A 26041-nucleotide genomic window follows, 5' to 3' on the forward strand; every position below is an offset into this window, starting at 1 on the left:
TCGTCGGAGGTCACGCACACCTACGAGGAGCTCATCGAGCGGATGCTGGACGCGGGATTGGCGTACACGGACATCGTCGATCAGCAGACGTCAGTCGTGATCTGCGACGAGCCGCGGCCCGATCAGGGACGTGGCTACCAGGCGATCGAGATGGGGGTGCCGCTGGTCAGCGACGCCGAGTTCATGCGTCTGCTGGACCGCGTGGTCGGCGGCACCGACGTGGAGCAGTTCACCGATGCCACGCTCGCCGGTGATCAGTTCACCCTCTTCTAGGGCTAGCCGCGAGTTCTAGGGCTAGCCGCGAGCAGCCCGGTTCACCGCGGACACCACGGCCCGCAGCGACGCCGTGGTGATCGACGTCGCAATGCCGACTCCCCACACGGTCTTGCCGCCGACGGATGCCTCGACGTACGCCGCGGCCTGCGCTTCCTCGCCCGACGACATCGCGTGCTCCGAATAGTCCAACACCGACACGTCGAATCCGACCGCGCCGATGGCGTCCACGAACGCCGCGAGCGGGCCGTTGCCCGCACCGACGATCTCCCGCTCGACGCCGTTGACCTTGACCACCGCGGTGATCGTGTCGGTGCCGCCGTCCACCTCGGCAGCGTCGACGTGCTGACGGATGCGCTCGAGTGGACGAATCGGAGCCAGATACTCGTCGGCGAAGACGTCCCACATCTCCTTGGGTGACACCTCGCCGCCCTCGCCGTCGGTGATCTTCTGGATCGCCTGGCTGAACTCGATCTGCAGTCGGCGCGGCAACGCCAGACCGTGGTCGGCCTTCATGATGTAGGCGACGCCGCCCTTGCCGGACTGCGAGTTCACCCGGATGACGGCCTCATAGGTGCGGCCGACGTCCTTCGGGTCGATCGGCAGGTACGGCACCTGCCACAGGATGTCTCCAACGTCGGAGCCGGACGAGTCCGCGTCGACCTTCATGGCGTCGAGGCCCTTGTTGATCGCGTCCTGGTGGCTGCCGGAGAACGCCGTGTACACCAGATCGCCGCCGTACGGATGCCTTTCGTGTACCGGCAATTGGTTGCAGTACTCGACGGTGCGGCGGATCTCGTCGATGTTGGAGAAGTCGATCTGCGGGTCGACGCCGCGGCTGAACAGATTCAGGCCCAACGTCACCAGGCAGACGTTGCCCGTCCGCTCGCCGTTACCGAACAGGCAACCCTCGATGCGGTCGGCGCCGGCCTGGTAGCCCAGTTCGGCTGCCGCGACGGCAGTTCCGCGGTCGTTGTGCGGGTGCAGGCTCAGGATGATCGAATCGCGGCGGGCCAGATTGCGACTCATCCACTCGATCGAGTCGGCGTACACGTTCGGGGTGGCCATCTCGACCGTGGCGGGCAGATTGACGATCAGCGGCCATTCGGGCGTCGGATCGATGACGTCGGCCACCGCGTCGCACACATCCTTCGCGTACTCCAGCTCGGTACCGGTGTAGGACTCCGGGGAGTACTCGAAACGCCAGTGCGTACCAGGGTGTTTCGCGGCTTCCGCGACGCACAGCCTGGCGCCCTCGGTGGCGATGGCCTTGACGGCCTCGCGGTCGGCACGGAACACCACTCGTCGCTGCAGGATCGACGTCGAATTGTAGAAGTGGACGATCGCCCTCGGCGCGCCCGCGCACGCCTCGAACGTCCGGGTGATCAGTTCGGGCCTGCATTGCGTCAGCACCTGGATCGTCACGTCGTCCGGGATCGCACCCTCGGTGACGATCTCGCGGACGAAGTCGAAGTCGGTCTGGCTGGCCGACGGGAAGCCGACCTCGATCTCCTTGTAACCCATCCGGACCAGCAGGTCGAACATCCTGCGTTTGCGCTCGGGGCTCATCGGATCGATCAGCGCCTGGTTGCCGTCCCGAAGGTCGACGGCACACCACATGGGTGCGGTCTCGACGACCCTGTCCGGCCAGGTGCGATCGGCCAGAGTGACGGGCTCGACTTCGGCGGCAAAGGTTCGGTACCGGCTGACCGGCATCGACGTACCGCGCTGCGTGTTCCACGCGGGCTGGCCGTGGTGAGGATCGCCGGATGGCGTGTTGATGGTGCGCGCCGACGTGTATGCGTCGATGGAATGGGGGTTGGGGTTGTTCACGGTTCTCGCTCCGGATTCGTCTGGGGGATTTCAGACCGGCGCATCAAGACCACCCGCGACGGGAAGCCAGTCCTGATCAGACCCCGTCGCGGCGTCCGAGGAGGAGCACCCGCTGCACGAAGGTGACTGTACTCCGCGATCCCGCAGGTCCAAAACACCCCAGCGAACGCCCAGCTAGTCGCTGAAGACGTCGGTCGACAGGTCGGGCGAGCGAACCCCTTCCCAGCCCTGCGCGCGCTGGTATTCCGCGACGGAACGGCGGATGCATTCCCCGACTGCGCCGGGATACGTCAGATCGGCACGGTTGAACGGCAGCCCGTTCAGCAACGGTGCGGCGACGATGACGTACCCGGCCTCGATGTCGTCGGCGCTACCGTCGCGCGCCAAGGACAGCTTCAGTCGATACAGGTACGTGCCGCGAGCCGGGTCCGGGTCGGGCATCTGCAAGGCCAACTCGAATCGGTCGGCGCGGTCCGGTGGGATCTCCTGTGCGACGGCGACCGGCACCACGTCGTGCAGCGTCGGGTCCACCGGCAGGGCGACGTCGTACGTCTGGCTCGTCGTCAGCGCGCCCCCGGCTCCCCAACAGATGGGCAGGTGCGTGTAGTCGACGACCTCGAGCCGGGCGCCGGTGATCACCGACACGTGATCGCCGATGTTGCGGACCGTGATCTGCACCGTCGGCGGCACCAACTCCCACGCGCCGTTGTCGGCGTCAACCGCGCGTGAGTCGCCACTGCTGACGGCCAGGTCGACGACCTCGAGGCCGGCGGGCGCCGAGCGGGGCCACCACAACGCGGCAGCGGCCGCCGCGATCACCACGACGACTCCGACGGCGAGGGCCAACACGGTCCGGTTCCGCCACCGCGCATCGCCTTTCGTGGGCCGGTCCTGGGGCATGGCGTCGGACGTGTCATCCCCTGCGGTCGGCGTGAAGAGATCGGTGGTGGCGCCGCGGACGTGCAGTACCGGGGTGACCCACTCGAGGGTGTTCGGCGTGCCCAGCATCGAGATGCGACCGCTACGAATGGCGCCGTCGATGCCGTGGCCGGTGGCGAGCGCTCTGTAGAAGCCGCGGGCGAATGCGAGTGCGGCACCGTCGCTGACCGTGAACTGCATTGCGGCAACGGCGCTCACGCCACTGTGGACCAGAGCAGCAGCGGTGCCGGAGAACAGATCCCGCGTACCGCCAGCCCCGGAGGAGCAGGAGTTGAGCACCACCAGCCGCGGGCTCTCGTCGGCCTGGTCGAGCAAGTCGGCGAGTGCCCTTGCCCCCACCGGGTTCGGCGCCCCGTCGGGACCGACGAGGTCGATCACGCCCTCATCGGTGTCGACGTCGTAGTCTCCGTGGCCGATGAAGTGAAGCACGTGCCAATGGCCGGCGAGCAGCTTCTGGTGTACCGCATCCCAGCTTGCCTCCGGCAGCCACTCCAACTCGATGTCCCCGTCGCGAATGGAGTCGGACAGCGCCTCGGAGAGCCGCCGTTGTTCGGCTGGGACGTCGAGTTCGGGCAACCCGCGTGGAGCGGCCACCAGGCCCAGCACCCTCAGCGGCGGGACGAGTTCCCTCGGTTCGGCCGTGTAGGGCGCATGCACCCGGCGAACGAGGGGCTCCTTCCGACAGATGTAGGCGCCGATCTCGTTGTCGTAGAGCGCCTCCCACGGCAGTGCGGCCAGTTTCGGGGCGGTCAACCGCAGCACGATGCGGAGACGTTCCTTGCGGTCCCCTGCGATCCCCATGCTGGCCCGGTAGGTGCCGAGAACGGGGCCGACGAACAGCGCATCGAACAGTCGTCCGCCGATGTCGCGCAGCTTCTCCTCGCTGCCTGCGAGTCCGCCGTCGCTCGCCGACGCCAGCACGATCTCTTCGAGCGCATCCCGCTCACGGATGAGTCCGTCGACGTCCAGATGTGTTGTGGTCGAGGGTTCTCCGCCGGAGAGGGCGTTGATCACCCGGATCACGAACTCGTCCGGGCCATTGGCAGCGCCGATCTCCAGCTCGATCTCGGACACGTCGGAATCAGGTCCCGGTGCAGCCCTCCTGGCGGGCATGTCGGCTCCTCGGCGTTGCGGGTTTGGCTGTAGTCGATCATCCAGCCCGGGACGGGGAGGCCGTCAGGGTAGTGCGCTACTCGAATCCGGGGAGGCCGCGTCCGTGGTCGCATGACGGAGCTACGTCGATTCGAGTAGGGCACTACTCACGACGAAAGCTGGCCAAACTCCACACCATGAATTCAGAACGGGGCGGGCCTCCGCAACCGCCAATCGTCAACCAAGGAGATTCCAGCATGACGACGACTCGAGACGACTCACTGGATCAGCGGACGGGCTATGACCCCACGTTCGTCGGCGAGGACGTCGCCCCACCGGCGGGGATCGACGCGGACGACGCCGTCCTGGTCGACGGTTCGCCCATCGTGAACTACACGCACTTCTCGCTGGAGCTCAGCAGGAGCCGGCGTCTCTGCCGATGGGTGGCGTGGAACATCGACGGGGCCACCGTGCGGGGCCCAGGCTCCGCCGATCCGATCGGGCGTGACGATCTCGAGTTCGTCACCGACCGCCGCATCGACGTGGACCTGCAGGTCGGCGACGACGCCTACAAGAACAATCGGCTGGATCGGGGCCACATCGCCAGACGCGCCGACCTGTTGTGGGGTGAGCACGACGAGGCCGTGCGCGCCAATGAGGATTCGTTCTTCTTCACCAACATCACCCCCCAGATGGACGACTTCAATCAGTCGTCGCGCCACGGAGTGTGGGGCAGGCTGGAGAACGCGCTTCTCGAACACGTCGACGACGAGAACTCGAAGGTCACGGTGTTCGGCGGGCCGGTACTCGCCGAGACCGACCCGTCCTACCGGGACGAAGTGGCTGTGCCCCTGGAGTTCTGGAAGGTCTTCGTCTATCAGAAGGATGGCGAGATTCGTTCGCGTGCCTTCCTGATCACGCAGTCGTTGCAGGGCCTGAAGGACCGAGACGCGTTCGGCGAGTTCGTCGTGTTCGAGAAGAGCGTCGAGGAGATCGCCGCCAAGGCGAACGTCACGTTCGACCCCAAGCTGCTCGAACTCCAGAAGCGCGGCCGCCCGAGGGGGCGAGGGCCGGTCGGTCCTCGCGCGGTGCGGCGCGAGGACGACGTCGAATGGTGATGCACGCAGGGTCATTCGGAAGGACGGATGGATGACGCGTCGTCGATCGCTTCACATCGGACTGAATCGGGTTGATCCCGGACAGTACGGCGGCTGGGACGGTGCGTTGGATGGCTGCGTGAACGACGCGAACGCCATGCGGGACGTCGCGTCCGCTCGCGGGTTTTCGGCGGAGTCGTTGCTCGACGAGGGCGCCACCATCACCGCGGTGCGTGACCGTCTCGACGACGCGGCCGCGCAACTCGAGGCCGGCGACTTCTTCTTCCTGACCTACTCGGGTCACGGCGGACAGATCACCGACGTCGACCGCGACGAGAACGACGGTTACGACGAGACGTGGTGTCTGTATGACACCGAACTCGTCGACGATTCGCTCTACGGTGCGCTGTGCACCTTCAAGCGGGGCGTGCGGGTCTTCGTCATGTCCGACAGCTGCCACAGCGAGACCGTCATCCGCGGTCGTCCACGGCCGCGGCCCCGAGTGGTGGAGCGGCCCGGCCACAAACCGAAGCTGGCGCCGCTCGAGGCGACCTACGCCGAGTTCGCCAAGAACCGTGAGGTGTACGCCGCGCAGAGAGCCTGGTGGACGCCGCGCGCGAGGGTGCCGAGCGATGCCGATGCGAACGTGGTGCTGATCTCTGGCTGCCAAGACCAGCAGACGTCATTGGACGGTCCGGTCAACGGCGCATTCACCACCGCCTTCCTCGACGTCTGGAAGGGCGATTACCGCAAGGGCTACCGAGACCTTCGCGACGACATCGTCGCTGCGGTGAACAACCCGGACCAGACTCCCGGCATCTTCTACTACGGCCAGGACGTGGCGGGCATGCTGCCGCAGATTCCGCTCAGCGACGAAGAAGCCATGCCCGCAGTGCCGTCGGGGTTCCGGGGGATATTTCCGAACGCCAATCTGCCGCAAGTCAATTGAGTACACGAACAATCGGAGGGATAGAGATCATGAGTACCCGCAAGTCACTTCACATCGGTTTGAACTACGTCGATCCGGAGCAGTACGGCGGCTGGGACGGTGAGCTGGCCGGATGCGTCAACGATGCGAACGCGATGGAGGCGGTCGCCAAGGAGCGCGGCTTCACCACCGACAAGCTCCTCGATGGGGAGGCCACCATCGAGGCCGTTCGCGACAAGCTCAAGGATGCCGCGCGCGAGCTGGGCGACGGTGACTTCTTCTTCATCACCTATTCCGGTCACGGCGGGCAGGTGCCCGATGACGGCGGTGACGAGCCCGACGGCTACGACGAGACATGGTGCCTGTACGACACCGAACTGGTCGACGACACCCTCTATGGGGCGCTTCGCTCCTTCAAGAAGGGGGTGCGGATCTTCGTGATGTCCGACAGCTGCCATAGCGAAACCGTCACGCGTGAGGCCCTGCGCGCCGACCGGGAGAAGCGGCGGGCGTTCGTGGACGAACGTCCTGGCCACATGTCGAAGCGGGCTCCGCTGGAATTCACGGCGAAGGAATATGCGCACAACCTGGATCGGTATCAGGAGCAGAAGACGTGGTGGGCGACGAGGACAACGCCAGGGCTCTCCGATGCGAGCGTCGTCCTGATCTCGGGGTGCGAGGATGCCCAGACGTCGATGGACGGACCGGGCAACGGCGCGTTCACCTACGCGTTCCTGCAGGTCTGGAAGGATGGTGCCTTCACAGGGAGCTACCGCCAACTGAGGGACGACGTGCTTGCCGCCGTCGACAACCCCGACCAGCGACCCGGAATCTTCACCTACGGCAAGGACGTCGACGCGATGTTGCTGCAACGGCCGCTCAGCGACGACGCAGCGTGACCGGTCGCACGCACTAGCGATGCACCAACAGCTGCTCGAAGTCCCCCGTCTGCGTTCCGTAGCGGCTGTCGTACTCCTGCACCACGGCCCTCTTGAGCGTGGCGACGTCGATGAGATCGGCGCGGTTGGGCGCCGCACCCCCTGTGAACGACTCATAGGCGAAGACGATGGCGTCGATGGCGACCGGTCGTCCTAGCTGCTGCGCGCCGATCGCATCGAGGAGTGCTTGAGCAACCGCCGGATACGGCGTGAACTCCGAATTGGCGAGGTACTCGCTGAGTTCGGCGTTCCCGCCGGGCAGGGTGGTGTCCACGCCCGCTGCGGCGAGGGTCCGGACGTAGGGGTCGGCATCCACCGCCTCCGACGTGGTCTCACCCGTGGTGGGCGGGACCGCCACCGACGAGCTCGACGAGGGGCCCGCGGACTCCGTGTGCGATACCGAATCCGGTTGCGGCGAACCGAACACGGCCACCATGACGACGGCGGCGATGACGACCGCTCCGGCGACGGCGGCGATGACGGTCAAGGTGGTCTTGTTCATTCGTGGCCGTACTGCGTCGGCCGACGGTGGGGCGGCCGTCACCGGCGGCGGTGTTGCCGGACCGTTGATGGTGAACAACGTCGAGGTGTCGCCCCGCACGTAGAGCACCGGCGTCACCCACTCGAGGGAGCCCGGGGTACTCAGCAGGCCGACGCGGCCGCTCCCGATGGCGTCGCCGATGCTGCGGCCGCTGGCCAACGCGCTGTAGAGCCCGCGGGCGAACTTGGTGGCACCGACGTCGCTGATCGAGAACTGCATGGCGGCAACGGCGTTGATGCCCCGTCTGACGAGGGTCGCCGCGGTGCTCGAGAACAGATCCTGCGTACCGCTTCGGCCGGACTGACAGGAGTTCAACACGACCAGCCTCGGTGTCGGCCTGGCCTCATTGAGCAGTCCAGCGAGGCGGTCGGCCTCGACCAGGTGGATGCCACCGTCGTCCCCGACGAGCGCGATGACACCCTGGTCGGTTCTCTGGTCGTAGTCGCCGTGACCGATGAAGTGCAGCACGTGCCATGTGCCGGAGAGCATTTCGTCCTGGACGTTCTCCCAGGTGGCCTGCATCAGCCAGCTGAGCTCGATCCGGCCGTCGGCGATCGGTTCGGCAAGCGCCTTGGACAGCTTCTCGCGCTCGGCCTCCACGTCGAGGGCGGCGAGACCGCTGGGGGAGGAGACCAGCACTAGCACCTTCAGCGGCGGGGCGATAGCGAGCGGCTCGGTGTCCGCGGACGCGATGTGGCGTATCAAAGGGTCGGTGAGACTGATGTATTCGCCGTTCTGCGCGTCGTACATCGCCTCCCACGGGATCGCGGCAAGGCCGGGAACGTCCAACCGAAGCACCACTTGCAGCCGCTCGCCACGCGCGCTGGCCGCGTCGGCGCTGGCGCGATACGCCTCGCCAACCGGTCCGCTGAACAGAGCATCGAAGAGTTGCTGACCGACGATGCGTAGGCGCTGTTCGCCGGGTGAGAGGATCCTTCGGCTGGTCACCGCCGAGGCCAGCACCGCCGTCTCCAGATCGTCCCGCGAGTCGACGTAGTACTTCGGGTCCAGTTGCATCGTCGCGGTGGAGTCTCCGCCTGCAACGGAACGCACCACGCGCACGGTGAACTCGCCGTCCCCCGGTGCCGCGGTCACTTGCAACTCGATGACGCTCGCCATGGTGAACCCCTCCCTGCATGATGCCTCACGAAGGCTGATCGGGGCCGCGCATGAACAAACCGACCCAGAGAGCCTGGCCCGGCACGCTGTGACAGCGCACCGGGCCAGGCGAGTCGCTGCGCGCTACGCCGACACCTTCTTCGTCGTCGATCTCTTGGCGGTGGATCGCTTGGCCGTCGATCTGCGCTTCGGCGCGGCAGCGTGCACCTCTGGCACAGCCGATACCTCACCGGATACCTCACCGTTGGGCGCCTCCGCGTGGATGGCCGAGACGTCCTCGACGGCGCTCGTCGCCAGCGGTGCCGATGACGGCGCCTCCTCCGCCGTCGCGGCGAGGAAGTCCACCAGAGACTTGCCGCCGAGCTGTGGCCATCCGTTACCTTCTGGCCCCCGCAACACGGTCCAGATCTCCTCCAGCAGAACGCGATCCGAACGGGGGTTGGCCGGCGCTGGCAGCGTGCACGGGTCGATGACGACGGGTTGCGGCGCCACCGTCGGCGCTGCCTTGCCCCGGAAGTCGCCGCGCATGTCCTTGGCCACCTCTGAGCGGAACCAGTTCATGTCGACGTTGCCGGGATCCCACTTGCCCTGAATTCCCGCGTACTCCTTGTGTCCGATCACCCGTTCGGCGTCGACGCCGAGTCTGAGTGCAAGCGCGGCGCAGGTATCCCGCATCGAAATGATCTGGGCGTCGGGCCACCGCTCGTTCTTGTCGTAACTGCCGCCGGGATGAATTGTCGGCCAGGCACATTCGATGCCGATCATGTGCCAGTTGGCGTTGTTGGTCGGCAGCCACGGGTAGCTTCCTCGGCCCGCATGCCAGCAGACGCCGACCGCGACGATGGTCACGGTGCCGTCGGGTCCGATGTGCAGATTGGCGAGCGGGCCGTCGAGATCGGGCCTGCCGTTGCGGATCGACTGAGCCGACTCACGCGAGTTACCGGTGTGGTGCACCATGATGCCGCGGATGTCCTTGAAGTCGCCGTGACCACTGTTCTGCCATCCCGGCAGCGTCTTCAGCCGATCGCCAAGTGCGGGTCGCAAGGCGTCTTCCAGCCAGGTCGGATCACCCCGGTGGGTACCACGGTGGGCGTCCTTCCTGCTCCGCGTACGCGACACGGGTCCCTGCGCGAGGGCCCGCTGAAGCACGGTCTTCGCTTCGTCCCACTGCTTCTCGTAACGATCGCCGAACCCGCTCTGCTGTACCCTCTGGGCGAATTCGCCTGCCAGCCTTGGGTTGTCGTGTGCGCGGGTGTAGTCACTGGCCAGGGCCGCCAGGAACATGTCCGCACTCTCGGCCAGGTCCATGCGCCTGCGGTTGCCATTGACGTCGCCGAACAACCCACCCCAGCCCCACGGGCGCCCAGGGGCACCGGGGCGCGAGACCTGCTGCTGGAAGTAGCCGGAGGACAGCCCGTCGTCCGACTGGCTGTCGTGGGGAAACATCTCGGACTGCGGATCCTTGCGATTGAACGGGCACCACCACTGCCGGTTGCCCTGGCGATCCTTCGCGCCCACCTCGGTCGAGATGGTCATCAGTGCGATGATGGTGGCGAGCTCGTCGAGTCCGCGCCGCAACGACACCGCGTGCACCTCACGCGCGATCTGCTCGCGGGTCCGCAATGGGCTGTCGTTGAACTTGTTGAAATTCTTCGATTCCACTTGAACTGCACCTCCTGTGTGCGCTCACGGACCCGGTTGGTCGCGACGGTTGCGCTGCAGTGGAGTCGAAGCTAGATGTGTGCACCGCCCAGCACGCGAGTAGTCGACTACCTGTTGCGCGAACGAACCGTGGCCGGGGTGAGCGAATTCGGTTACACCGCAGAGTCGGGGAACGCGACCACCGATAGGAAGCGAATCGGCAGCGCAATGAGGTCGACGGGACCGTGCGCGCCCTCGCCGTCGAGCTGGAGCGAGTCGCCGGGGCTCAGCCGGTACACCGAGCGGCTGTGGCCGTAGTCCATCACGCCGTCGAGCATGTAGATGAACTCGGTGCCGGGGTGCTGGAACAACGGGTACGTCCGGCTCGTCGCCGTGAGCGTGACCTCGAGGCACTCCAGGCGTTTGTGCTCGCCGCGCAAGGATCCCAGCAGCTGGTAGTCGTGTCCCTCACGGCTGCCATTGCGGACGATGCGCGCACCGGTGCCCGCCTTGACGAAGGCCGCCGGGCGTTCGACGTCCGCTCCGCGGAACAGGCTGGTGACGGGCACGTCGAAACCCTTGGCCAGCAGCGCCAACGTGGCCAGGCTGCACGACGTCTGGGCGTTCTCGATCTTGCTCATCATCGCCTTGGAGATTCCGACGCGGGCCGCCATCTCCGCGACCGTCAGGCCCTGCCGCGCGCGGAGCTGGCGCACGTTGCGGCCGATGGCTGCCTCGAACTCGAGCTCTTCCAACGCCTCGCGCGGATCGCGGTCACGGGCGGTCCCTGACTCGTTGCGGAGCAGTGGAACAGCGCTTTCGGGGGACGCGCCTTCGGGCGAGGACACGGTCGCCTCCTAGCGCATCTCGCCGGCGCCGGCATACGGGTATGGGGACTTCAGCAGCTCGTCCTCGGCGAATCGCGACAACCGGAAGTCGGTCTCCGGGATGCGGGGGTCCGCGCTGCGCCCGTCGGTCACCAGGTCGGCGACCAGCCTGCCGACCGCAGGGGCGATCTTGAAGCCATGCCCGCTGAACCCCGCCGCCACGATCAGCCCGTCGACGCCGGCCGGTGAGATCACCGGGTTCCAGTCCGGTGTGACGTCGTAGCAGCCGGCATAGCTGCCGGTGATCGCGGCGTTGGTGAAAGCGGGGAAGCGGGTGCCGACGCGGTCGACCGTGACGTCGATGAAGTCGTCGCCTGCACGGTTCGGGTAGTCGTCGGGGTCGGCCTCCTCGACGTGCGAGAGGTCGCTGTTTCCGAACAGCAGCTGCCCGCCCGGCTCTGGCCGCACGTACTGCAGCGACACCAGGTCGGAGAACACCGGAACCGGACCGAGTTCGACGCCGGGGGCGACCATCACGATCTGCTCGCGCACGGCCCGAATCGGCACGTCGATCCCGTAGGGCTCCAGCAGCTCCCGCGTCCACACCCCGGTGGCGATCACCACCGTCCCCGCCGACACCTCGGTGCCGTCGGCCAGGCGCACGCCGGTGACGCGGCCACCGTCGAGCAGGAGGTCGGTCATCGCGGCGCCCTGGCGGATGCGCACCCCGGCGGCGCGAGCGGACACCGCGAAGGCCTGCGCGGTTTGGTAGGCATCCCCGAAACCGCCGCGGGCCTCGTAGGCGAAGGCGGCGAACGGGTCGAGGTCGGCGAACGGCCACAGCGTCGCGACCTCGGCGTGGTCGATTTCCTCGGTCTGCACGCCGACGGCGCGCTGGGCGGTCAGGCTCTTGCGCAGGGAGCCGACGTTGACCTCACCGACCCCGACGACGTAGCCGGTCTGTCGGAAGCCGATGTCGGTGACGTCGGCGCCGAAGAACTGCTCCGGCCTCTCGAACACCTCGAGGCTGGTCGCCGCCATCGCCGCGAGCGAGCTGACGCCGTAGTGGCAGCGGACGATGCCGGAGGACTTGCCCGTCATCCCCGATCCGACCGTATTGCGCTCGGCGAGAACGACATTCGTGACTCCGCGCTGGGCAAGCGCCCAGGCTGCGGCCGCACCCTCGATGCCGCCGCCCACGATGACGACGTCCGCGGTGTCCGTCACGGGCGCAGTCCAGGAATCCAGTCGGTGCCCGCCAGTGGCACCCGCGCCATCGCGGCCGCTTCGATCGTGACGGCGACGAGGTCCTCGGGCTCGAGGTGGCGCACGTGGGCCTTGCCGCAGGCTCTGGCGATGGTCTGCGCCTCCATCGTCAACACCCGCAGATAGTTGGCCAGCCTTCGGCCGCCCTCGATCGGATCGAAGCGGGCGGCGAGCTGGGGGTCCTGCGTGCTGATCCCCGCCGGGTCGGAGCCGTCCTGGAAGTCGTCGAAGAAACCCGCTGCGCTGCCGAGTGCTTCGTATTCGGCGGCGTAGCGCGGATGGTTGTCGCCCAGTGCGATCAGCGCGGCGGTGCCGATGGAGACGGCGTCCGCGCCGAGCGCCAGAGCCTTCGCGACGTCGGCACCGTTGCGGATGCCACCGGAGACGATCAGCTGAACTTCCCTGCCAGCCGCGCCGCTGCGATGTACGCCGAGCTCGGCCAGAGCCTGCACCGCCTGCGGAATCGCGGCCAGCGTGGGGATTCCGACGTGTTCGATGAACACCTCCTGCGTCGCCGCGGTGCCACCCTGCATGCCGTCGACCACTACCACGTCGGCGCCCGCGTGGACGGCGAGCTTCACGTCGTAGTACGTCCGGGACGCGCCGACCTTGACGAAGATCGGCTTCTCCCAGTCGGTGATTTCCCGCAGCTCGTTGATCTTGATGGTCAGATCGTCGGGCCCGGTCCAGTCGGGATGTCGGCAGGCCGAGCGTTGGTCGATGCCCTCCGGGAGCGTCCGCATTCCCGCAACGCGTTCGGAGATCTTCTGCCCAAGCAGCATTCCGCCACCGCCGGGCTTGGCGCCCTGGCCGAGGACGATCTCGATGGCGTCGGCCTTGCGCAGGTCGTCGGGGTTCATCCCGTACCGCGACGGCAGGTACTGATACACCAGGTACTTGCTCTGGCCCCGTTCTTCGGACGTCATGCCGCCGTCGCCAGTGGTGGTGGACGTGCCCGCCTCGCTTGCGCCGCGCCCGAGCGCCTCCTTGGCAGGTCCGGAAAGCGCCCCGAACGACATGCCCGCGATGGTCACCGGAATGTCCAGATGCAGAGGATGTTTGGCGTTTCGATCGCCGAGGACGACGTCGGTGCCGCAGCGTTCGCGATAGCCCTCGAGCGGGTAGCGGGACACCGAGGCACCGAGGAAGAGCAGGTCGTCGAGGTGGGGTAGGGGTCGCTTGGCGCCCCACCCGCGGATGTCGTAGATGCCGGTCTCGGCCGCGCGCTGAATCGCCGCGATGGTCCGGCGGTCGAACGTGGCGGATTCACGCAGACCCAACTGGGCTCTGGTGTCGGGATTCTCGTTCATCAGTATCTCGATGCGTTGTCGACGTGGAAGTGGTACAGATTGCGGGCCGAGCCGTAGCGCGTGTAGGCGCTGGTGTCGTCGCCCTCGTAGCCTGCGGCCTTGAGCAAGGTGTTGAGTTCCTGGTGATGCTCGGGTCGCATCTCCTTGGCGACGCAGTCGGCACCGAGCGAGGCGACCGACCCTCGGACGTAGAGGCGGGCCTCGTAGATCGAATCGCCAAGGGCGTTACCCGCATCGCCGCGGATGACCATGCGGCCCGCCTGCGCCATGAACGCGCTCATGTGCCCGACGTTTCCCCCGACCACGATGTCGACTCCCTTGATCGAGATGCCGCACCGCGCAGCGGCGTTGCCGTCGATCACCAGCAGACCGCCGTTGGCGGTGGCGCCCGCGGACTGCGACGCGTTGCCCTTGACCCACACCGTGCCGCTCATCATGTTCTCGGCGACGCCGGTTCCCGCATTGCCGTCGATGGTGATCTCCGCCCGCTGGTTCATACCGGCGGCGTAGTAGCCGACGTGCCCGAGCACGGTGACCTTCACGTCCGCGTCCACCCCGACCGCGACGTTGTGGGCGCCTGCGGGATTGGCGATGACGAACTCGCCGGCCAGGCCTGGCGCGTGCAGCGCGGAGTTGACCTCCCGCAGCGGGGTCGTGGCGAGATCGAAGTGGACGGCTGAGGAGCGCTCCCGCGAGGGGTTCGTCACCGCGTCCATGCGTAGACCACCTCCGGCTCCGGTTCCCAGATCTTCGCCTTCTCGACACCCGGCAGGCCGGACAGCGCGCGGTACTCGCTGCCCATGGCGACCCAGTCGTCGGTCTCGGCGATGACGGCGGGCTTGCACGCGATGGCGTCGCGCACCACCGCGAAGGAATCGCGGTTGGACACCAGAAGCGTGTAGAAACCGTCGAAGGTGGCGCAGAGCTCCTTCAACGCGGTCTCCACGTCACGGCCCTCGGCCAGTCTGCTCGCCACGAACCGCGCGCCGACCTCGGTGTCGTTCTCGCTGTCGAATCGCACCCCGGCGGCGCGCAATTCACGGCGGATGGTGGCGTGGTTGGCGAAGGAGCCGTTGTGCACCAGGCACTGCTCGGGTCCCACGGCATAGGGGTGCGCCCCCGATGGCGTCACGGCCGACTCGGTCGCCATCCTGGTGTGCCCGACGCCCTGCCAGCCGCTGGCTTCGCTCAGACCCCACGACGCAGACAGCGTTGCGGGGTCGCCGACGCCCTTGAGCACGGCCAGGTCGGCGCCGAAGCCGGCGACCAGCGCGCCGGGGTACTCGGCCCTTACGGCGGCCAGCAGCGCCTCGGAGTCGACGTCGGCCGTGACGACGAAGGTGTCGCCGACCATCTTCACGTCCACCGATGAGCCGAGCTCGGAACTGACTGCAGCACCGAGGCTTTCGTGGTCCGCGCCGGTGTCGAGAAGTGACACGCAACCTCGGCCCGGCGGCGTCCACCCGGGATGACCGTACACGGCGACGCCTGCGGAGTCGCTGCCGCGGTTGGACATCTCGCACAGCATTCCGCTGAGCAGTTCGCCGAGCCGGGGATACAGGTCGGGCGTGCGCAGGTGCAGCCCCACGATTCCGCACATAGCTTGCCTCTCTTCGGTTTCGGTGGTCAGAATGCGGTCAGGTACTGGTCGACCTCCCACGGGCTGACCGCGCTGTGGTAGGCGAAGAACTCGTCGCGCTTGAGGTTCGCGAAGTAGCTCGCGACGCCGTCGCCGGACGAATCGAGCACCCCGGTGATGATGCCGTCGCGCTCGAACTCGTCGACGGCGTGCAGGAGGGTCGGCGGCAGCGTGGGGCGGTCACCTGCCGTGCCGAGCGGCCCGGGGTCGAGGGTGCGCGCGATCCCGTCGAGGCCCGCGCCGAGTGAGGCGGCGATGGCCAGGTAGGGGTTGGCGGATCCGTCCCCGCCCCGCAGTTCGACGCGCTGGTCGTCGGGCACGCGGATGTAGTGGGTCCTGTCGTTGCCGCCGTAGGTGGGCTGCTTGGGGGCCCACGAGGCTCCCGACGCGGTGGTCAGTGCACCGGTTCGCTTGTAGGAGTTGACGGTTGGGCCGACGACGGCCTGTATGGCGCACGCGTGATCCAGAATGCCCGCGATGAACGAGTAGGCGGTCGCCGACAGGCCGAGGCCGCGGTCGTCGGAGGCCGAGGCGAAGACGGCCTTCCCGTCGCTGGTCAACGACAGATGCAGGTGCAGGCCGGTTCCCGTTCGGTCGCTGAACGGCTTGGGCATGAACGTCGCGATCATGCCGCGGTCGGCCGCGATCATCGACAACAGGTACCGCAGGGTGATCACCCGGTCGGCGGTGGTGAGCGCTTCGGCGAACTGGAAGTTCTGCTCGAACTGGCCGTTGCCGTCCTCGTGGTCGTTGGCGTAGTTGGCCCAGCCCAGCTGGTTCATCGCCGACGAGATGGTGGTCAGGTGGTCGTACATGCGGGTGACCCCGCGGGCGTCGTAACAGGGCTGCGCCGCGGTATCGGCCGGGTCGGCGGTCGCCAGGCTGCCGTCGGGATTGCGGGTGAGGAGGAAGTACTCCACCTCGGCGCCGACCCACGGTTGGAAGCCCGCGTCGGCGGCGCGCTGGATCAGCGACTTGAGGATGACCCGGGGGGCGAACGGCCACGGCTTGCCGTCGACGTGCGGGTCGCAGTGCACGATGGCCAGCCCCTCCTTGATGAAGGGGATCGGGGTGAAGGACGCCGGATCGGGGATCGCCACCAGGTCGGGATCCTTGGGTTCCTGGCCGATGGCGCCGACGGCGTAGCCGGCGAAACCGACGCCTTCGGTCGCCAACAGATCGATGGCCTCGACCGGCACCAGCTTGGCGCAGGGCTTGCCGCGAAGGTCGACGAAGAGCGCGAGAACGAACGTGGTGCCCGCATCGCGCGCGAGCCCCGCGAGGTCGAGGGTTTCGTTGGAGGCCTCGGCAGTCATCGTGGTCCTTGTCTCTTGCAGGGAATCAAAGTATCACGGTAGGAAACCCATCTCGCAACCGGAGGTGGACCCCGCGACTGTGGGTTCGGCACCGAACTGTGTCAGCATCGACGCGTGAGACGGGTGCGGCCATTGACGACGGTGGTGGTGATGGTGGCCATCGTGGTGGGGACCGGTGTCTGGTGGTTGTTCTTCCGCGGTCCCTCGTCAGCGGATTGCGCGCCCGTGCGAGAAATGCTGACGTTCAACAAGACTCAGATCGACGCGCTGAACGCCAAGACTCACGTCCCCGACGAGGGATCCTTCGAGGCGGCGACCGAGCCCAGTGAGCTCGAGTACCGAGCCTGGGTCGACGGGCTGGCCGACCGCGCAGCGAAGGTCACGGCAGAGGGCTTGGCCGCGCAGGCGCACGAAACCGCGCAGGCCGCGCAACGGCTGATTGAAGCCCGACTCGACTACGACGTCCAAAGCGAGCACATCGCGCCCGGGGGCCCGATGCCACCGGCGGCGATGCTGGTCGTCGCGTTCAACGACGACTTCGAGGGCCGCGTCAGACAGCTGGCGACGACGTGTCCGGCGTGAACGCCGACCCCCAGCCGCCGGAGAAGGCGATCTCGCTCAACGGCAACCGCTCCCGGGGGAGCGAGTCGCGCTCGACGATGTCCTGCGGTGCCCCCGCGTAGTCACCGAGTGAGCCAACGGCGACGACCACAAGGGCGCGCACGCCGTCGGGAAGGTCGAATGCGGCCTTGGCGGCATCGGGATCGAACCCGGCCATCGGGTGCACCACCAGTCCCCTGGACACCGCCTCCATGCTCAAGTTGGCCAGCGCCGACCCCGTGTCGAGGGCCGAATACCGTGCCGTGACCTCGTCGGGCCCCTCGTCGGCGGCCAGCAGGACGAGCGCGCTCGCGGCATGCGCGTAGGCATTGCCCCGTTTCAGCGTCCCGGCCAACCGGTCGAAGGTGTCGTCGCCGCGCAGGCCGACCACGAACCGCACCGGCTGGCGTCGACCCCAGGTCGGAGCCCATCTGGCCGCCTCGAGCAGCGCGGCAACGTCTCCCGGCGCCACGACGGCGGCGGGGTCGAAGGCGCGCGGGCTCCACCGTGCGGCGATGTCTCGGTGGATGGGAACGGAGGTGTCGGCCAGCCGGCCGCTGGGATGGTCGGTCACTGGCCCAACGCTACCGCCGGGCAGGAGGGAAAACCGGGTGGGCAGACCCCTTATCCTTTATGGGACTCTCCCCTGGCCGTCGGGAACAGAAGGAAGGCAGACAGTGGCGCTCGTCGTGCAGAAATACGGCGGATCCTCGGTGGCGAACGCCGACCGCATCCGCCGCGTCGCCGAGCGCATCGTCGAGACCAAGAAGGCGGGCAACGACGTCGTCGTCGTCGTATCGGCCATGGGGGACACCACCGACGACCTGCTGGACCTGGCCCGTCAGGTCAGCCCCGCGCCTCCGCCCCGCGAGATGGACATGCTTCTGACCGCGGGTGAGCGCATCTCCAACGCGCTGGTGGCGATGGCCATCCACTCGCTGGGCGCCCAGGCGCGGTCGTTCACCGGCTCGCAGGCCGGCGTCATCACCACCGGCACCCACGGCAATGCCAAGATCATCGACGTGACGCCGGGGCGCCTGCGGGCCGCGCTCGACGAGGGCCTCATCGTCCTGGTCGCCGGATTCCAGGGCGTCAGCCAGGACAGCAAGGACGTCACCACGCTCGGTCGCGGCGGTTCGGACACCACCGCCGTCGCGTTGGCGGCTGCGTTGGACGCCGACGTGTGCGAGATCTACACCGACGTCGACGGCATCTTCACCGCCGACCCGCGCATCGTGCCCAACGCCAGGCATCTCGACACGGTCAGCTTCGAGGAGATGCTGGAGCTGGCCGCATGCGGCGCCAAGGTGCTGATGCTGCGTTGCGTGGAATACGCGCGCCGCTACGACGTTCCGATTCACGTCCGGTCGTCGTACTCGCAGAAGCCAGGCACGCTCGTCAAAGGATCGATGGAGGACATCCCCATGGAAGACGCCATCCTCACGGGAGTGGCCCATGACCGCAGCGAGGCGAAGGTCACCGTCGTCGGGCTGCCGGACGTTCCCGGCTACGCGGCCAAGGTGTTTCGCGCCGTCGCCGACGCCGACGTCAACATCGACATGGTGCTGCAGAACATCAGCAAGGTCGAGGACGGCAAGACCGACATCACCTTCACGTGTGCCCGCGACAACGGCCCGACGGCCGTGGAGAAGTTGACGTCGCTGCAATCCGAGATCGGGTTCACCCAGGTGCTTTACGACGACCACATCGGCAAGGTGTCGCTGGTCGGCGCCGGGATGCGCAGCCACCCCGGCGTCACCGCCACCTTCTGCGAGGCGTTGGCCGCGGTCGGCGTCAACATAGAACTCATCTCGACCTCCGAGATCCGAATCTCGGTGCTGGTCAAGGACACCGAGCTAGACAAGGCGGTGTCGGCGCTGCACGAGGCGTTCCACCTTGGCGGCGACGAAGAGGCCATCGTGTATGCGGGAAGCGGGATTTGATGCTGGGGCGAGCGAAACGACGGGTGATCTAAGTGGTAAACATTGGCGTAGTCGGCGCAACCGGTCAGGTCGGCCAGGTGATGCGTCGCCTGCTCGACGAGCGGGACTTCCCCGCCGACAGCGTGCGGTTCTTCGCCTCGGCGCGGTCCCAGGGCAAGAAGCTGGAGTTCAAGGGTCAGCAGATCGAGGTCGAGGACGCCGAGACGGCTGATCCGTCGGGCATCGACATTGCGCTGTTCTCGGCGGGTGCCACCATGTCTCGCGTCCAGGCGCCGCGCTTCGCCGCTGCGGGCGCCGTCGTCGTCGACAACTCCTCGGCGTGGCGCAAGGATCCCGACGTCCCGCTGGTGGTCTCCGAGGTCAACTTCGAGCGCGACGCCGGGCGACGGCCGAAGGGCATCATCGCCAACCCGAACTGCACCACGATGGCCGCGATGCCGGTACTCAAGGTGCTGCACGACGAGGCAGGCCTGGTCCGGATGATCGCGTCGACGTACCAGGCGGTCTCCGGTAGCGGACTCGCCGGCGTCGAGGAGCTCTTCGAGCAGGCCCGCGCGGTCGTCGAGGACAGCGAGCGGCTGGTGCACGACGGCGCGGCGCTGACGTTCCCCGCACCCAGGAAGTACGTCGCCCCCATCGCGTTCAACGTCGTGCCGCTGGCCGGTTCCCTGGTCGACGACGGCTCGGGGGAGACCGACGAGGACCAGAAGCTGCGCTTCGAGAGCCGCAAGATCCTCGGCATCCCCGACCTCCTCGTCAGCGGAACGTGTGTGCGCGTGCCGGTCTACACCGGACACTCGCTGTCGATCAACGCCGAGTTCGAGAGGGCGATCTCCCCGGAGCGGGCCCGCGAACTCCTCGACGGCGCCCCCGGCGTGACACTCGTCGACGTGCCGACCCCGTTGGCCGCCGCAGGCGTTGACGACTCCCTCGTCGGCCGCATCCGCCAGGATCCCGGAGCGCCAGACGGCCGTGGGCTTGCGCTCTTCGTTTCGGGGGACAACCTCCGAAAGGGCGCGGCGCTGAACACCATTCAGATCGCCGAGCTACTCGCCGCTCAGTTGTGATCCGGGCGGCAGGCGCAGCGCTTTGCTGCGTGCTGATCCTGCCATCGGCCGTCGCGCGCGCCGATCCGCCGTCTCCGATGCCTGGCCCGGTCCTTGCGCCGCTCGCCCCCGGTCAGGTGATCCGCATCGGACCCAGTGCCGGAACCGGCACTCCGACAAGGGATTACGGCATCGGCGCCACTGATCTCTGCGAGTTCGTGGAGTTCCCGAGCGGCCTGCTTCAGGTGTGTGGCGACAGCTTCGCCGGACAGGGCGTGGCATTCGGGCCGCACTTCTCGCCGATCGCCCTGCACGTCGACATGGACTCCGTCGGCGATCCCGGCGGCGTGCGCTACTTCGGCGTCACCGGTACCGACGGACCGCTGCTGGCCGACCCGACTCCTCCCGGGTCGTCTCAGCTACCCGCGGGCGTCGTCGCGATCAACCGCGAGAACTACCTGCTGGTCACCACCACCAAGGATCTGGTGCCCGCCACCTCGCGTTTGGTGAAGGCCTCACCCTCGCAAGGGAATTGGCCGACCGTGCCGAAGTCGCAGCGGCCTGCGGACTTCGCGGGCGGTCGGCAGTCGCAGATCAGCGGGTACTACGACCCGGTTCCGACGCCGGATTCGCAGAGCGGCTGGGTGTACGTCGTCGCCAACGACTTCGACCGCACCGGGCCCGTCGAGCTGTACCGCGCCACCCCGCAGAACTTCACCGACCGGTCCAGCTGGCAGCCCTGGTCGGCGCAGGCGGGCTGGAGTACGTCGCCCACACCGTTGTGGGGCGACAAGGTGGGCGAGATGAGCATCCGACAGATCGACGGCAAGACGGTGCTGTCCTACTTCAACGCGACCACCGGGAACATGGAGGTGCGCGTCGCCAACGATCCCACCAGCCTCGGCGTCGCGCCGGTGACGACGGTGGTGTTCGCGGCCGGCTGGCCCGACGTCCCCGACGAACTGCCGCCACCCGAGGACAACCGCTTGGCTCAGCCATACGGCGGCTACATCTCGCCGGGCTCGACACTAGACGAGGTGCGGGTGTTCATCAGCCAGTGGAACACGTTGCCGCAGGCCGACAATGCGCCATACCGGGTGATCCAGTACGCGGTGAACCCGTTCAAGCCGTAGCGCACAGTCGATTCACGAGCGCGAGCACGATCATGGGCTGATGCCCGAAACACTCGACTATCCCCACGACGCCTTCGTCGGCCCACGCCCCCCTGGGCCGGACGGCCTCGACGCGCCCGTCCCGCAGCCTTACGCGTTCCAGCCGGGTCCGGTGCCCGCGCAGCGCTTTCCGCCCGCCAAGCCGAATCGCCTCACCAAGGCGGCCGCCCTGGTGGGCCTCTTGGCCGGCTCGCTGGTCATCGTCGCCGTGCTGTTCGGCGGAGGCTTCTACCTCGGCCGCGCGACGGCACCCGCACCGCAGGTCCGCACCGATCGCAGCGCGGGGAGCCTTGAGCAGAGTGGGCCGATGATCATCCCGATGCCGCGCGGGCAGTTCCAGCAACAGGAACCCGGCATCACGATCCCCAATGGTCCCACCATCGAATTGCCGAACATCTTCCCGCAGATGCCGATGCCGTCACAGGAGCCGTCGACCCAGGTGCCTGGTCAACCACCGAGGTAGCCGCTCATAGCCGATTCACAGCTGGCTCATGATCGGCGCATCGGGGCCGTCAGCATGATCGGTGACATGAGCGAACCAACGTCAACAAGCGAACCAACGACCACTCCGCTGGACACCGCGACTCCACCGGCCACGACGACTCCACCGGCCACGACCACCGTCGTCGCCGAGCGTGACCGACACCGGCCGAGCAGGCTCAACGTCGTTGCCGCGTGGGTCGGCATCGTGGCGGGCGTCGTGTTCATCGTCGCCGTCATCTTCGGTGCGGGTTTCGTCCTGGGGGCCTCTGCCGCAGGACATCACGGCGGCGGCGACCGCCACCACGACGGTGGTGGCCCGATGCACCACGACGGGCCGATGTTCCGGCCGGGTCCTGGCGGTCCTGGCGGCCCTGGCGGTCCTGGCTTCGGTCCCGGTGGCCCCGGTGGCTTCGGCCCGGGTGAACAAGGCCCCGGTCAGGGCGAGCCCCGCGGTCCCGTCCCGACACCACCGTCCGGTGCGCCCGCACCACCCACCCGCTGACGTCTGCGCCGGTGTGCGCTCAGACCGGGTGGCCGCCGACGACACGCGGTTTTCCTGAGCTGAGGGCACACCTGGTGTCGATCACCGAATGAAAGCCGTCTCGATGGGTACCTTTCTTGGCAGTGGTGAAGGCCCAGTCCCTAGTGGTCGCACCGCGAAAAGAGATGAGGATTCAATGACGGAGAAGATCGCAACAACCGACGGTGGCGCCCCCGTACCGAGCGTCGAGCACTCACTGTCCGTCGGCCCCAACGGCCCGATCCTGCTTCAGGACCACTACCTGATCGAGCAGATGGCCAACTTCAACCGGGAGCGCATCGCGGAGCGCCAGCCGCATGCCAAGGGCGGCGGCGCGTTCGGCCACTTCGAGGTGACCAACGACGTCAGTCGGTACACCAAGGCGGCCGTGTTCCAGCCCGGCGTCAAGACCGAGGGCGTCATCCGGTTCTCCACCGTGGCAGGAGAGCGTGGCAGCCCAGACACCTGGCGCGACCCGCGCGGCTTTTCGTTGAAGCTGTACACCAGCGAGGGCAACCTCGACATCGTCGGGAACAACACCCCGGTGTTCTTCATCCGCGACCCGATGAAGTTCCAGAACTTCATCCGCAGTCAGAAGCGGATGGCCGCCAACAATCTGCGCGATCACCACATGCAGTGGGACTTCTGGACATTGGTGCCGGAGTCGGCGCACCAGGTCACCTATCTCATGGGCGACCGGGGCATCCCCAAGACGTGGCGGCACATGAACGGGTACTCCAGCCACACCTACAGCTGGGTCAACGCGAGCGATGAACTCTTCTGGGTGAAGTACCACTTCAAGACCGACCAAGGCATCGACTTCCTCACTCAGGCGGAGGGCGACAAGCTGGCAGGCGAGGACGGTGACTATCACCAACGCGATCTGTACGACTCGATCGAGGCGGGCAACTACCCGAGTTGGACGCTCAAGATGCAGATCATGCCGTTCGAGGACGCCAAGACCTACCGGTACAACCCGTTCGACTTGACCAAGGTGTGGCCGCACGGCGACTATCCGCTGATCGACGTCGGCAGGTTGACGCTGGACCGCAACGTCGTCGACTACCACGCGCAGATCGAGCAGGCCGCATTCGAGCCGAACAACATCGTGCCCGGCACCGGCCTGTCGCCGGACAAGATGCTGCTGGCCCGCGGGTTCTCTTATGCCGATGCCCACCGGGCCCGACTTGGCGTGAACTACAAGCAGATTCCCGTCAACGAGCCCAAGGTCGAGGTCAACGCCTACTCCAAGGACGGGGCGATGAGGATCAAGCTCGCCACCGACCCGGTGTACGCGCCGAACTCGGTGGGCGGTCCGGTCGCCGATCCGGCCCGTGCCGCCGAAGTGCACTGGACCTCGGACGGCGACATGGTCCGAACGGCGTACACGCTGCGACCCGAGGACGACGACTGGGGCCAGGCCGGGCTGCTGGTGCGCGAAGTGATGGACGACGGTCAGCGGGAGCGGTTGGTCTCCAACATCGTCGGTCACGTCTTGGACGGGGTGAAGGAGCCCGTGTTGTCGCGGGTGTTCGAGTACTGGCGCAACGTCGACCCGGACATCGGCAAGAAGGTCGAAGAGGGCGTGCGCGCCGGCGACGGCTAACGGACGACCCGTCACTGTGAACGTGGCGACGCTTCACCCGCACATTGCGTCGCCACGTTCACAGTCGAGGGGCGACACGCCGTAACGAATCCCAAAGCTGTGATTCTCCTGGGGTCTGTGGGACTATTGAGAACTTTGGGGATTGTGTGGCGTCAGTTCGCGACTCGTGAGAGTGTCGCTAACCATGACGCGCACGCCCTCGAGCCGACTCGTGCTCTTGGCCGTCCTGTCCGCCGTCGCGTTGGCGATCTCGACGGGTTGCTCGCTGAGGGCCCCCGACGCGCCCCAAGGGCTGACGCAGATCTTCTCCGTCGGCGACTGCGTGGAGATTCCCTCGAAGGGTCTTGAGACGGCCCCGCAACTGCGCGCCGACAAGGTGCCATGCAGCGTCGACCCCAGCTACACCGTGGGTGCCATGGCCGACGAGTCGGGCGCCTGCCCCAGCGCTGAATATCAGCATCTGCCAAGCCAATCCGCCGAGGGCTCGACGGCCCGGCTGTGCCTGGTGCCCAACCTCGTCGCCGACCACTGCTACGTCCTCGACATGCCGATCGGCATGCTGCAGCTTGCCGACTGCGCGCAGCGTGGCCAGGACGGTCTGCTCGTCCAGGTCACTCAACGGCTCGACGTGCGAGACCAGAGGGCGTGCCCCGCGGATGCCGGCCACTACGCATGGCCCTACCCGTCGCCCCCGCGCACTTACTGCACCTTGACGTTGTTCTAGATCCGCTGCGCTCGGTGTACTAGATCCGCTGCGCTTGGTGCCTCACCGCACGAAACTTGGCATGATCGAGTGCATGAGCATCGAAGTCGTTTACACCGCTGAGTCCACTGCAACGGGCGGGGGCCGCGACGGCCACGTGACGTCGTCCGACGGAAAGATCGACCTCGACACCCGCCCGCCCAAGGAGATGGGCGGCAGTGGCGAGGGCGTCAACCCCGAGTTGTTGTTCTCCGCAGGCTGGTCCGCGTGCTTCTTGGGGGCGCTGCGGCTGGTCGCGAAGAACGAGAAGGTCTCCATCGACGACGCCAGCGGCATCACCGCCCAGATCGGTTTCGGCAAGGACTCCGAGGGCGGGTTCGGGCTCACCGCCCACCTGATCGGTTACCTCCCCGGGCTCGAGCAGGCCGCCGCCGACGAGTTGATGGAGAAGGCCCACGCCTTCTGCCCCTACTCGAAGGCGACGCGGGGCAACATCGACGTCAAGCTGACGGCCAAGGTTCTTTGAGCCGGATGCCGGTCAAGGCCGGCGCCGTGGCGATCGCCATCGGTGCGGGCCTGACACTCGGTAGCGCCGAGGCCGCGGCCCGCCCCTCCGATCCGGGCGTCGTGTCCTACGCGGTGCTCGGCAAGGGATCGGTGGGCAACATCGTCGGTGCCCCGATGGGCTGGGAGTCGACGTTCACGGCGCCGTTCCAGGGCTTCTGGGTCGACGCCGCGGACTGCAACAACTGGGCCGACATCGGGCTACCCGACGTGTACGCCGATCCGGACCTGGCGTCGTTCAACGGCGCCGTTGCGCAGCGCGCAGCCAACGACGACACCAACCTGGTCAAGCAGGCCGTCGGCGTGTTCGCCACCAACGACGCCGCCAACAGAGCCTTCCATCGCGTGACCGATCGGACGGTCGGATGCTCTGGGCAGACCACCGCGATGCATCTCGAGGACTTCGTCACCGAGGTGTGGACGTTCACCGGCGCCGGGCCGACGGGCAACGACGCGGTGTGGACGAAGCAGGAAGCGGGTACGGATCGGCGGTGCTTCGTTCAAACCAGACTGCGCGAGAACGTTCTGCTTCAAGCGAAAGTTTGTCAGCCTGGGAACGGCGGGCCTGCGGTGAACGTGCTGGCGGGCGCGATGCAGAACTCTCTGGGGCAGTAACGGCCGCCGCTTTCGGAACCACCTACCGGG

Annotated in this window: 24 protein-coding genes and 1 pseudogene; 14 read left to right on the plus strand and 11 right to left on the minus strand. The window is 67.3% G+C overall.

Annotation, left to right across the window (positions count from 1 at the left end):
- Positions 1-273, plus strand: a 273-nt coding sequence (locus ABW137_RS24075; protein ID WP_526403971.1) for a BRCT domain-containing protein, incomplete at its 5' end; no start/stop codon positions are given.
- Positions 274-294: 21 nt separating this feature from the next.
- On the opposite strand, the gene leuA is transcribed toward ABW137_RS24075, so the two are convergent.
- Together leuA and ABW137_RS24085 are read right to left on the minus strand one after the other, a co-directional pair.
- Positions 295-2106, minus strand: coding sequence for a 2-isopropylmalate synthase (leuA, locus tag ABW137_RS24080; protein ID WP_526403972.1), 1812 nt, complete (start codon positions 2104-2106; stop codon positions 295-297).
- 174 nt (positions 2107-2280) lie between these two features.
- A complete protein-coding gene (locus ABW137_RS24085; protein ID WP_526403973.1) occupies positions 2281-4158 on the minus strand; it encodes a CHAT domain-containing protein in 1878 nt (625 codons plus the stop codon).
- Positions 4159-4394: 236 nt separating this feature from the next.
- Between ABW137_RS24085 and ABW137_RS24090 the strand changes: the two genes are divergently transcribed.
- The 3 genes from ABW137_RS24090 to ABW137_RS24100 are packed head-to-tail and all read left to right on the plus strand — an operon-like array spanning position 4395 to position 7061.
- Positions 4395-5255 carry a DNA/RNA non-specific endonuclease gene (locus ABW137_RS24090; protein WP_526403974.1) on the plus strand — a complete coding sequence of 287 codons (861 nt, stop codon included), beginning with the start codon at positions 4395-4397 and terminating at the stop codon, positions 5253-5255.
- Between the two features lie 31 nt (positions 5256-5286).
- Positions 5287-6183 carry a caspase family protein gene (locus tag ABW137_RS24095; protein ID WP_526403975.1) on the plus strand — a complete coding sequence of 299 codons (897 nt, stop codon included), beginning with the start codon at positions 5287-5289 and terminating at the stop codon, positions 6181-6183.
- Positions 6184-6212: 29 nt separating this feature from the next.
- On the plus strand, positions 6213-7061 hold the full coding sequence (locus ABW137_RS24100) for a caspase family protein (protein WP_526403976.1): 849 nt from the start codon (positions 6213-6215) through the stop codon (positions 7059-7061).
- 13 nt (positions 7062-7074) lie between these two features.
- On the opposite strand, the gene ABW137_RS24105 is transcribed toward ABW137_RS24100, so the two are convergent.
- The 8 genes and pseudogenes from ABW137_RS24105 to glnT form a co-directional block, all read right to left on the minus strand.
- Positions 7075-8760 (minus strand): CHAT domain-containing protein, encoded by a 1686-nt coding sequence (locus ABW137_RS24105; RefSeq protein WP_526403977.1) that lies wholly within the window; start codon positions 8758-8760, stop codon positions 7075-7077.
- Between the two features lie 300 nt (positions 8761-9060).
- A pseudogene (locus ABW137_RS24110) lies at positions 9061-9879 on the minus strand (peptidoglycan recognition protein family protein); the annotation flags it as partial.
- 695 nt (positions 9880-10574) lie between these two features.
- Positions 10575-11249, minus strand: coding sequence for a helix-turn-helix domain-containing protein (locus tag ABW137_RS24115; RefSeq protein WP_526403978.1), 675 nt, complete (start codon positions 11247-11249; stop codon positions 10575-10577).
- A gap of 9 nt (positions 11250-11258) precedes the next feature.
- A complete protein-coding gene (locus ABW137_RS24120) occupies positions 11259-12455 on the minus strand; it encodes an NAD(P)/FAD-dependent oxidoreductase (protein WP_526403979.1) in 1197 nt (398 codons plus the stop codon).
- Positions 12452-13804: an FMN-binding glutamate synthase family protein gene (locus tag ABW137_RS24125; RefSeq protein WP_526403980.1), complete on the minus strand. Its 1353-nt coding sequence runs from the start codon at positions 13802-13804 to the stop codon at positions 12452-12454. The genes ABW137_RS24120 and ABW137_RS24125 overlap by 4 nt, the downstream gene beginning before the upstream one ends.
- Positions 13804-14520 (minus strand): protein glxC, encoded by a 717-nt coding sequence (locus ABW137_RS24130; RefSeq protein ID WP_526403981.1) that lies wholly within the window; start codon positions 14518-14520, stop codon positions 13804-13806. The genes ABW137_RS24125 and ABW137_RS24130 overlap by 1 nt, the downstream gene beginning before the upstream one ends.
- Positions 14508-15404: a class II glutamine amidotransferase domain-containing protein gene (locus tag ABW137_RS24135; RefSeq protein WP_526403982.1), complete on the minus strand. Its 897-nt coding sequence runs from the start codon at positions 15402-15404 to the stop codon at positions 14508-14510. The genes ABW137_RS24130 and ABW137_RS24135 overlap by 13 nt, the downstream gene beginning before the upstream one ends.
- Before the next feature lie 26 nt (positions 15405-15430).
- Positions 15431-16759 (minus strand): type III glutamate--ammonia ligase, encoded by a 1329-nt coding sequence (gene glnT / locus ABW137_RS24140; protein WP_526403983.1) that lies wholly within the window; start codon positions 16757-16759, stop codon positions 15431-15433.
- Between the two features lie 114 nt (positions 16760-16873).
- Between glnT and ABW137_RS24145 the strand changes: the two genes are divergently transcribed.
- The gene (locus ABW137_RS24145) at positions 16874-17341 is read left to right on the plus strand and encodes a hypothetical protein (protein WP_526403984.1); all 468 of its coding nucleotides are present in this window, start codon (positions 16874-16876) and stop codon (positions 17339-17341) included.
- On the opposite strand, the gene ABW137_RS24150 is transcribed toward ABW137_RS24145, so the two are convergent.
- Positions 17310-17933, minus strand: coding sequence for a nitroreductase family protein (locus ABW137_RS24150; protein WP_526403985.1), 624 nt, complete (start codon positions 17931-17933; stop codon positions 17310-17312). The genes ABW137_RS24145 and ABW137_RS24150 overlap by 32 nt on opposite strands.
- Positions 17934-18036: 103 nt before the next feature.
- Between ABW137_RS24150 and ABW137_RS24155 the strand changes: the two genes are divergently transcribed.
- The 9 genes from ABW137_RS24155 (at position 18037) to ABW137_RS24195 (ending at position 26011) form a co-directional block, all read left to right on the plus strand.
- Positions 18037-19302 carry an aspartate kinase gene (locus ABW137_RS24155; protein WP_526403986.1) on the plus strand — a complete coding sequence of 422 codons (1266 nt, stop codon included), beginning with the start codon at positions 18037-18039 and terminating at the stop codon, positions 19300-19302.
- Positions 19303-19334: 32 nt separating this feature from the next.
- Positions 19335-20369: an aspartate-semialdehyde dehydrogenase gene (locus ABW137_RS24160; protein ID WP_526403987.1), complete on the plus strand. Its 1035-nt coding sequence runs from the start codon at positions 19335-19337 to the stop codon at positions 20367-20369.
- 77 nt (positions 20370-20446) lie between these two features.
- Positions 20447-21481: a DUF4185 domain-containing protein gene (locus tag ABW137_RS24165; protein WP_526404016.1), complete on the plus strand. Its 1035-nt coding sequence runs from the start codon at positions 20447-20449 to the stop codon at positions 21479-21481.
- Positions 21482-21521: 40 nt separating this feature from the next.
- Positions 21522-21983: a hypothetical protein gene (locus tag ABW137_RS24170; protein WP_526403988.1), complete on the plus strand. Its 462-nt coding sequence runs from the start codon at positions 21522-21524 to the stop codon at positions 21981-21983.
- Between the two features lie 66 nt (positions 21984-22049).
- Positions 22050-22505 (plus strand): hypothetical protein, encoded by a 456-nt coding sequence (locus tag ABW137_RS24175; RefSeq protein WP_526403989.1) that lies wholly within the window; start codon positions 22050-22052, stop codon positions 22503-22505.
- Between the two features lie 175 nt (positions 22506-22680).
- Positions 22681-24129 (plus strand): catalase, encoded by a 1449-nt coding sequence (locus ABW137_RS24180; RefSeq protein ID WP_526403990.1) that lies wholly within the window; start codon positions 22681-22683, stop codon positions 24127-24129.
- A 184-nt stretch (positions 24130-24313) separates the two neighbouring features.
- Positions 24314-24853 (plus strand): hypothetical protein, encoded by a 540-nt coding sequence (locus ABW137_RS24185; protein ID WP_526403991.1) that lies wholly within the window; start codon positions 24314-24316, stop codon positions 24851-24853.
- 73 nt (positions 24854-24926) lie between these two features.
- Positions 24927-25358 carry an organic hydroperoxide resistance protein gene (locus ABW137_RS24190; RefSeq protein ID WP_526403992.1) on the plus strand — a complete coding sequence of 144 codons (432 nt, stop codon included), beginning with the start codon at positions 24927-24929 and terminating at the stop codon, positions 25356-25358.
- Positions 25359-25363: 5 nt separating this feature from the next.
- Entirely contained in the window at positions 25364-26011 is a 648-nt protein-coding gene (locus tag ABW137_RS24195; protein WP_526403993.1) for a sensor domain-containing protein, read from the plus strand.
- The last annotated feature ends 30 nt before the right edge of the window (positions 26012-26041 follow it).

Source organism: Mycobacterium sp. (assembly GCF_040509115.1).
Lineage (GTDB): Bacteria > Actinomycetota > Actinomycetes > Mycobacteriales > Mycobacteriaceae > Mycobacterium.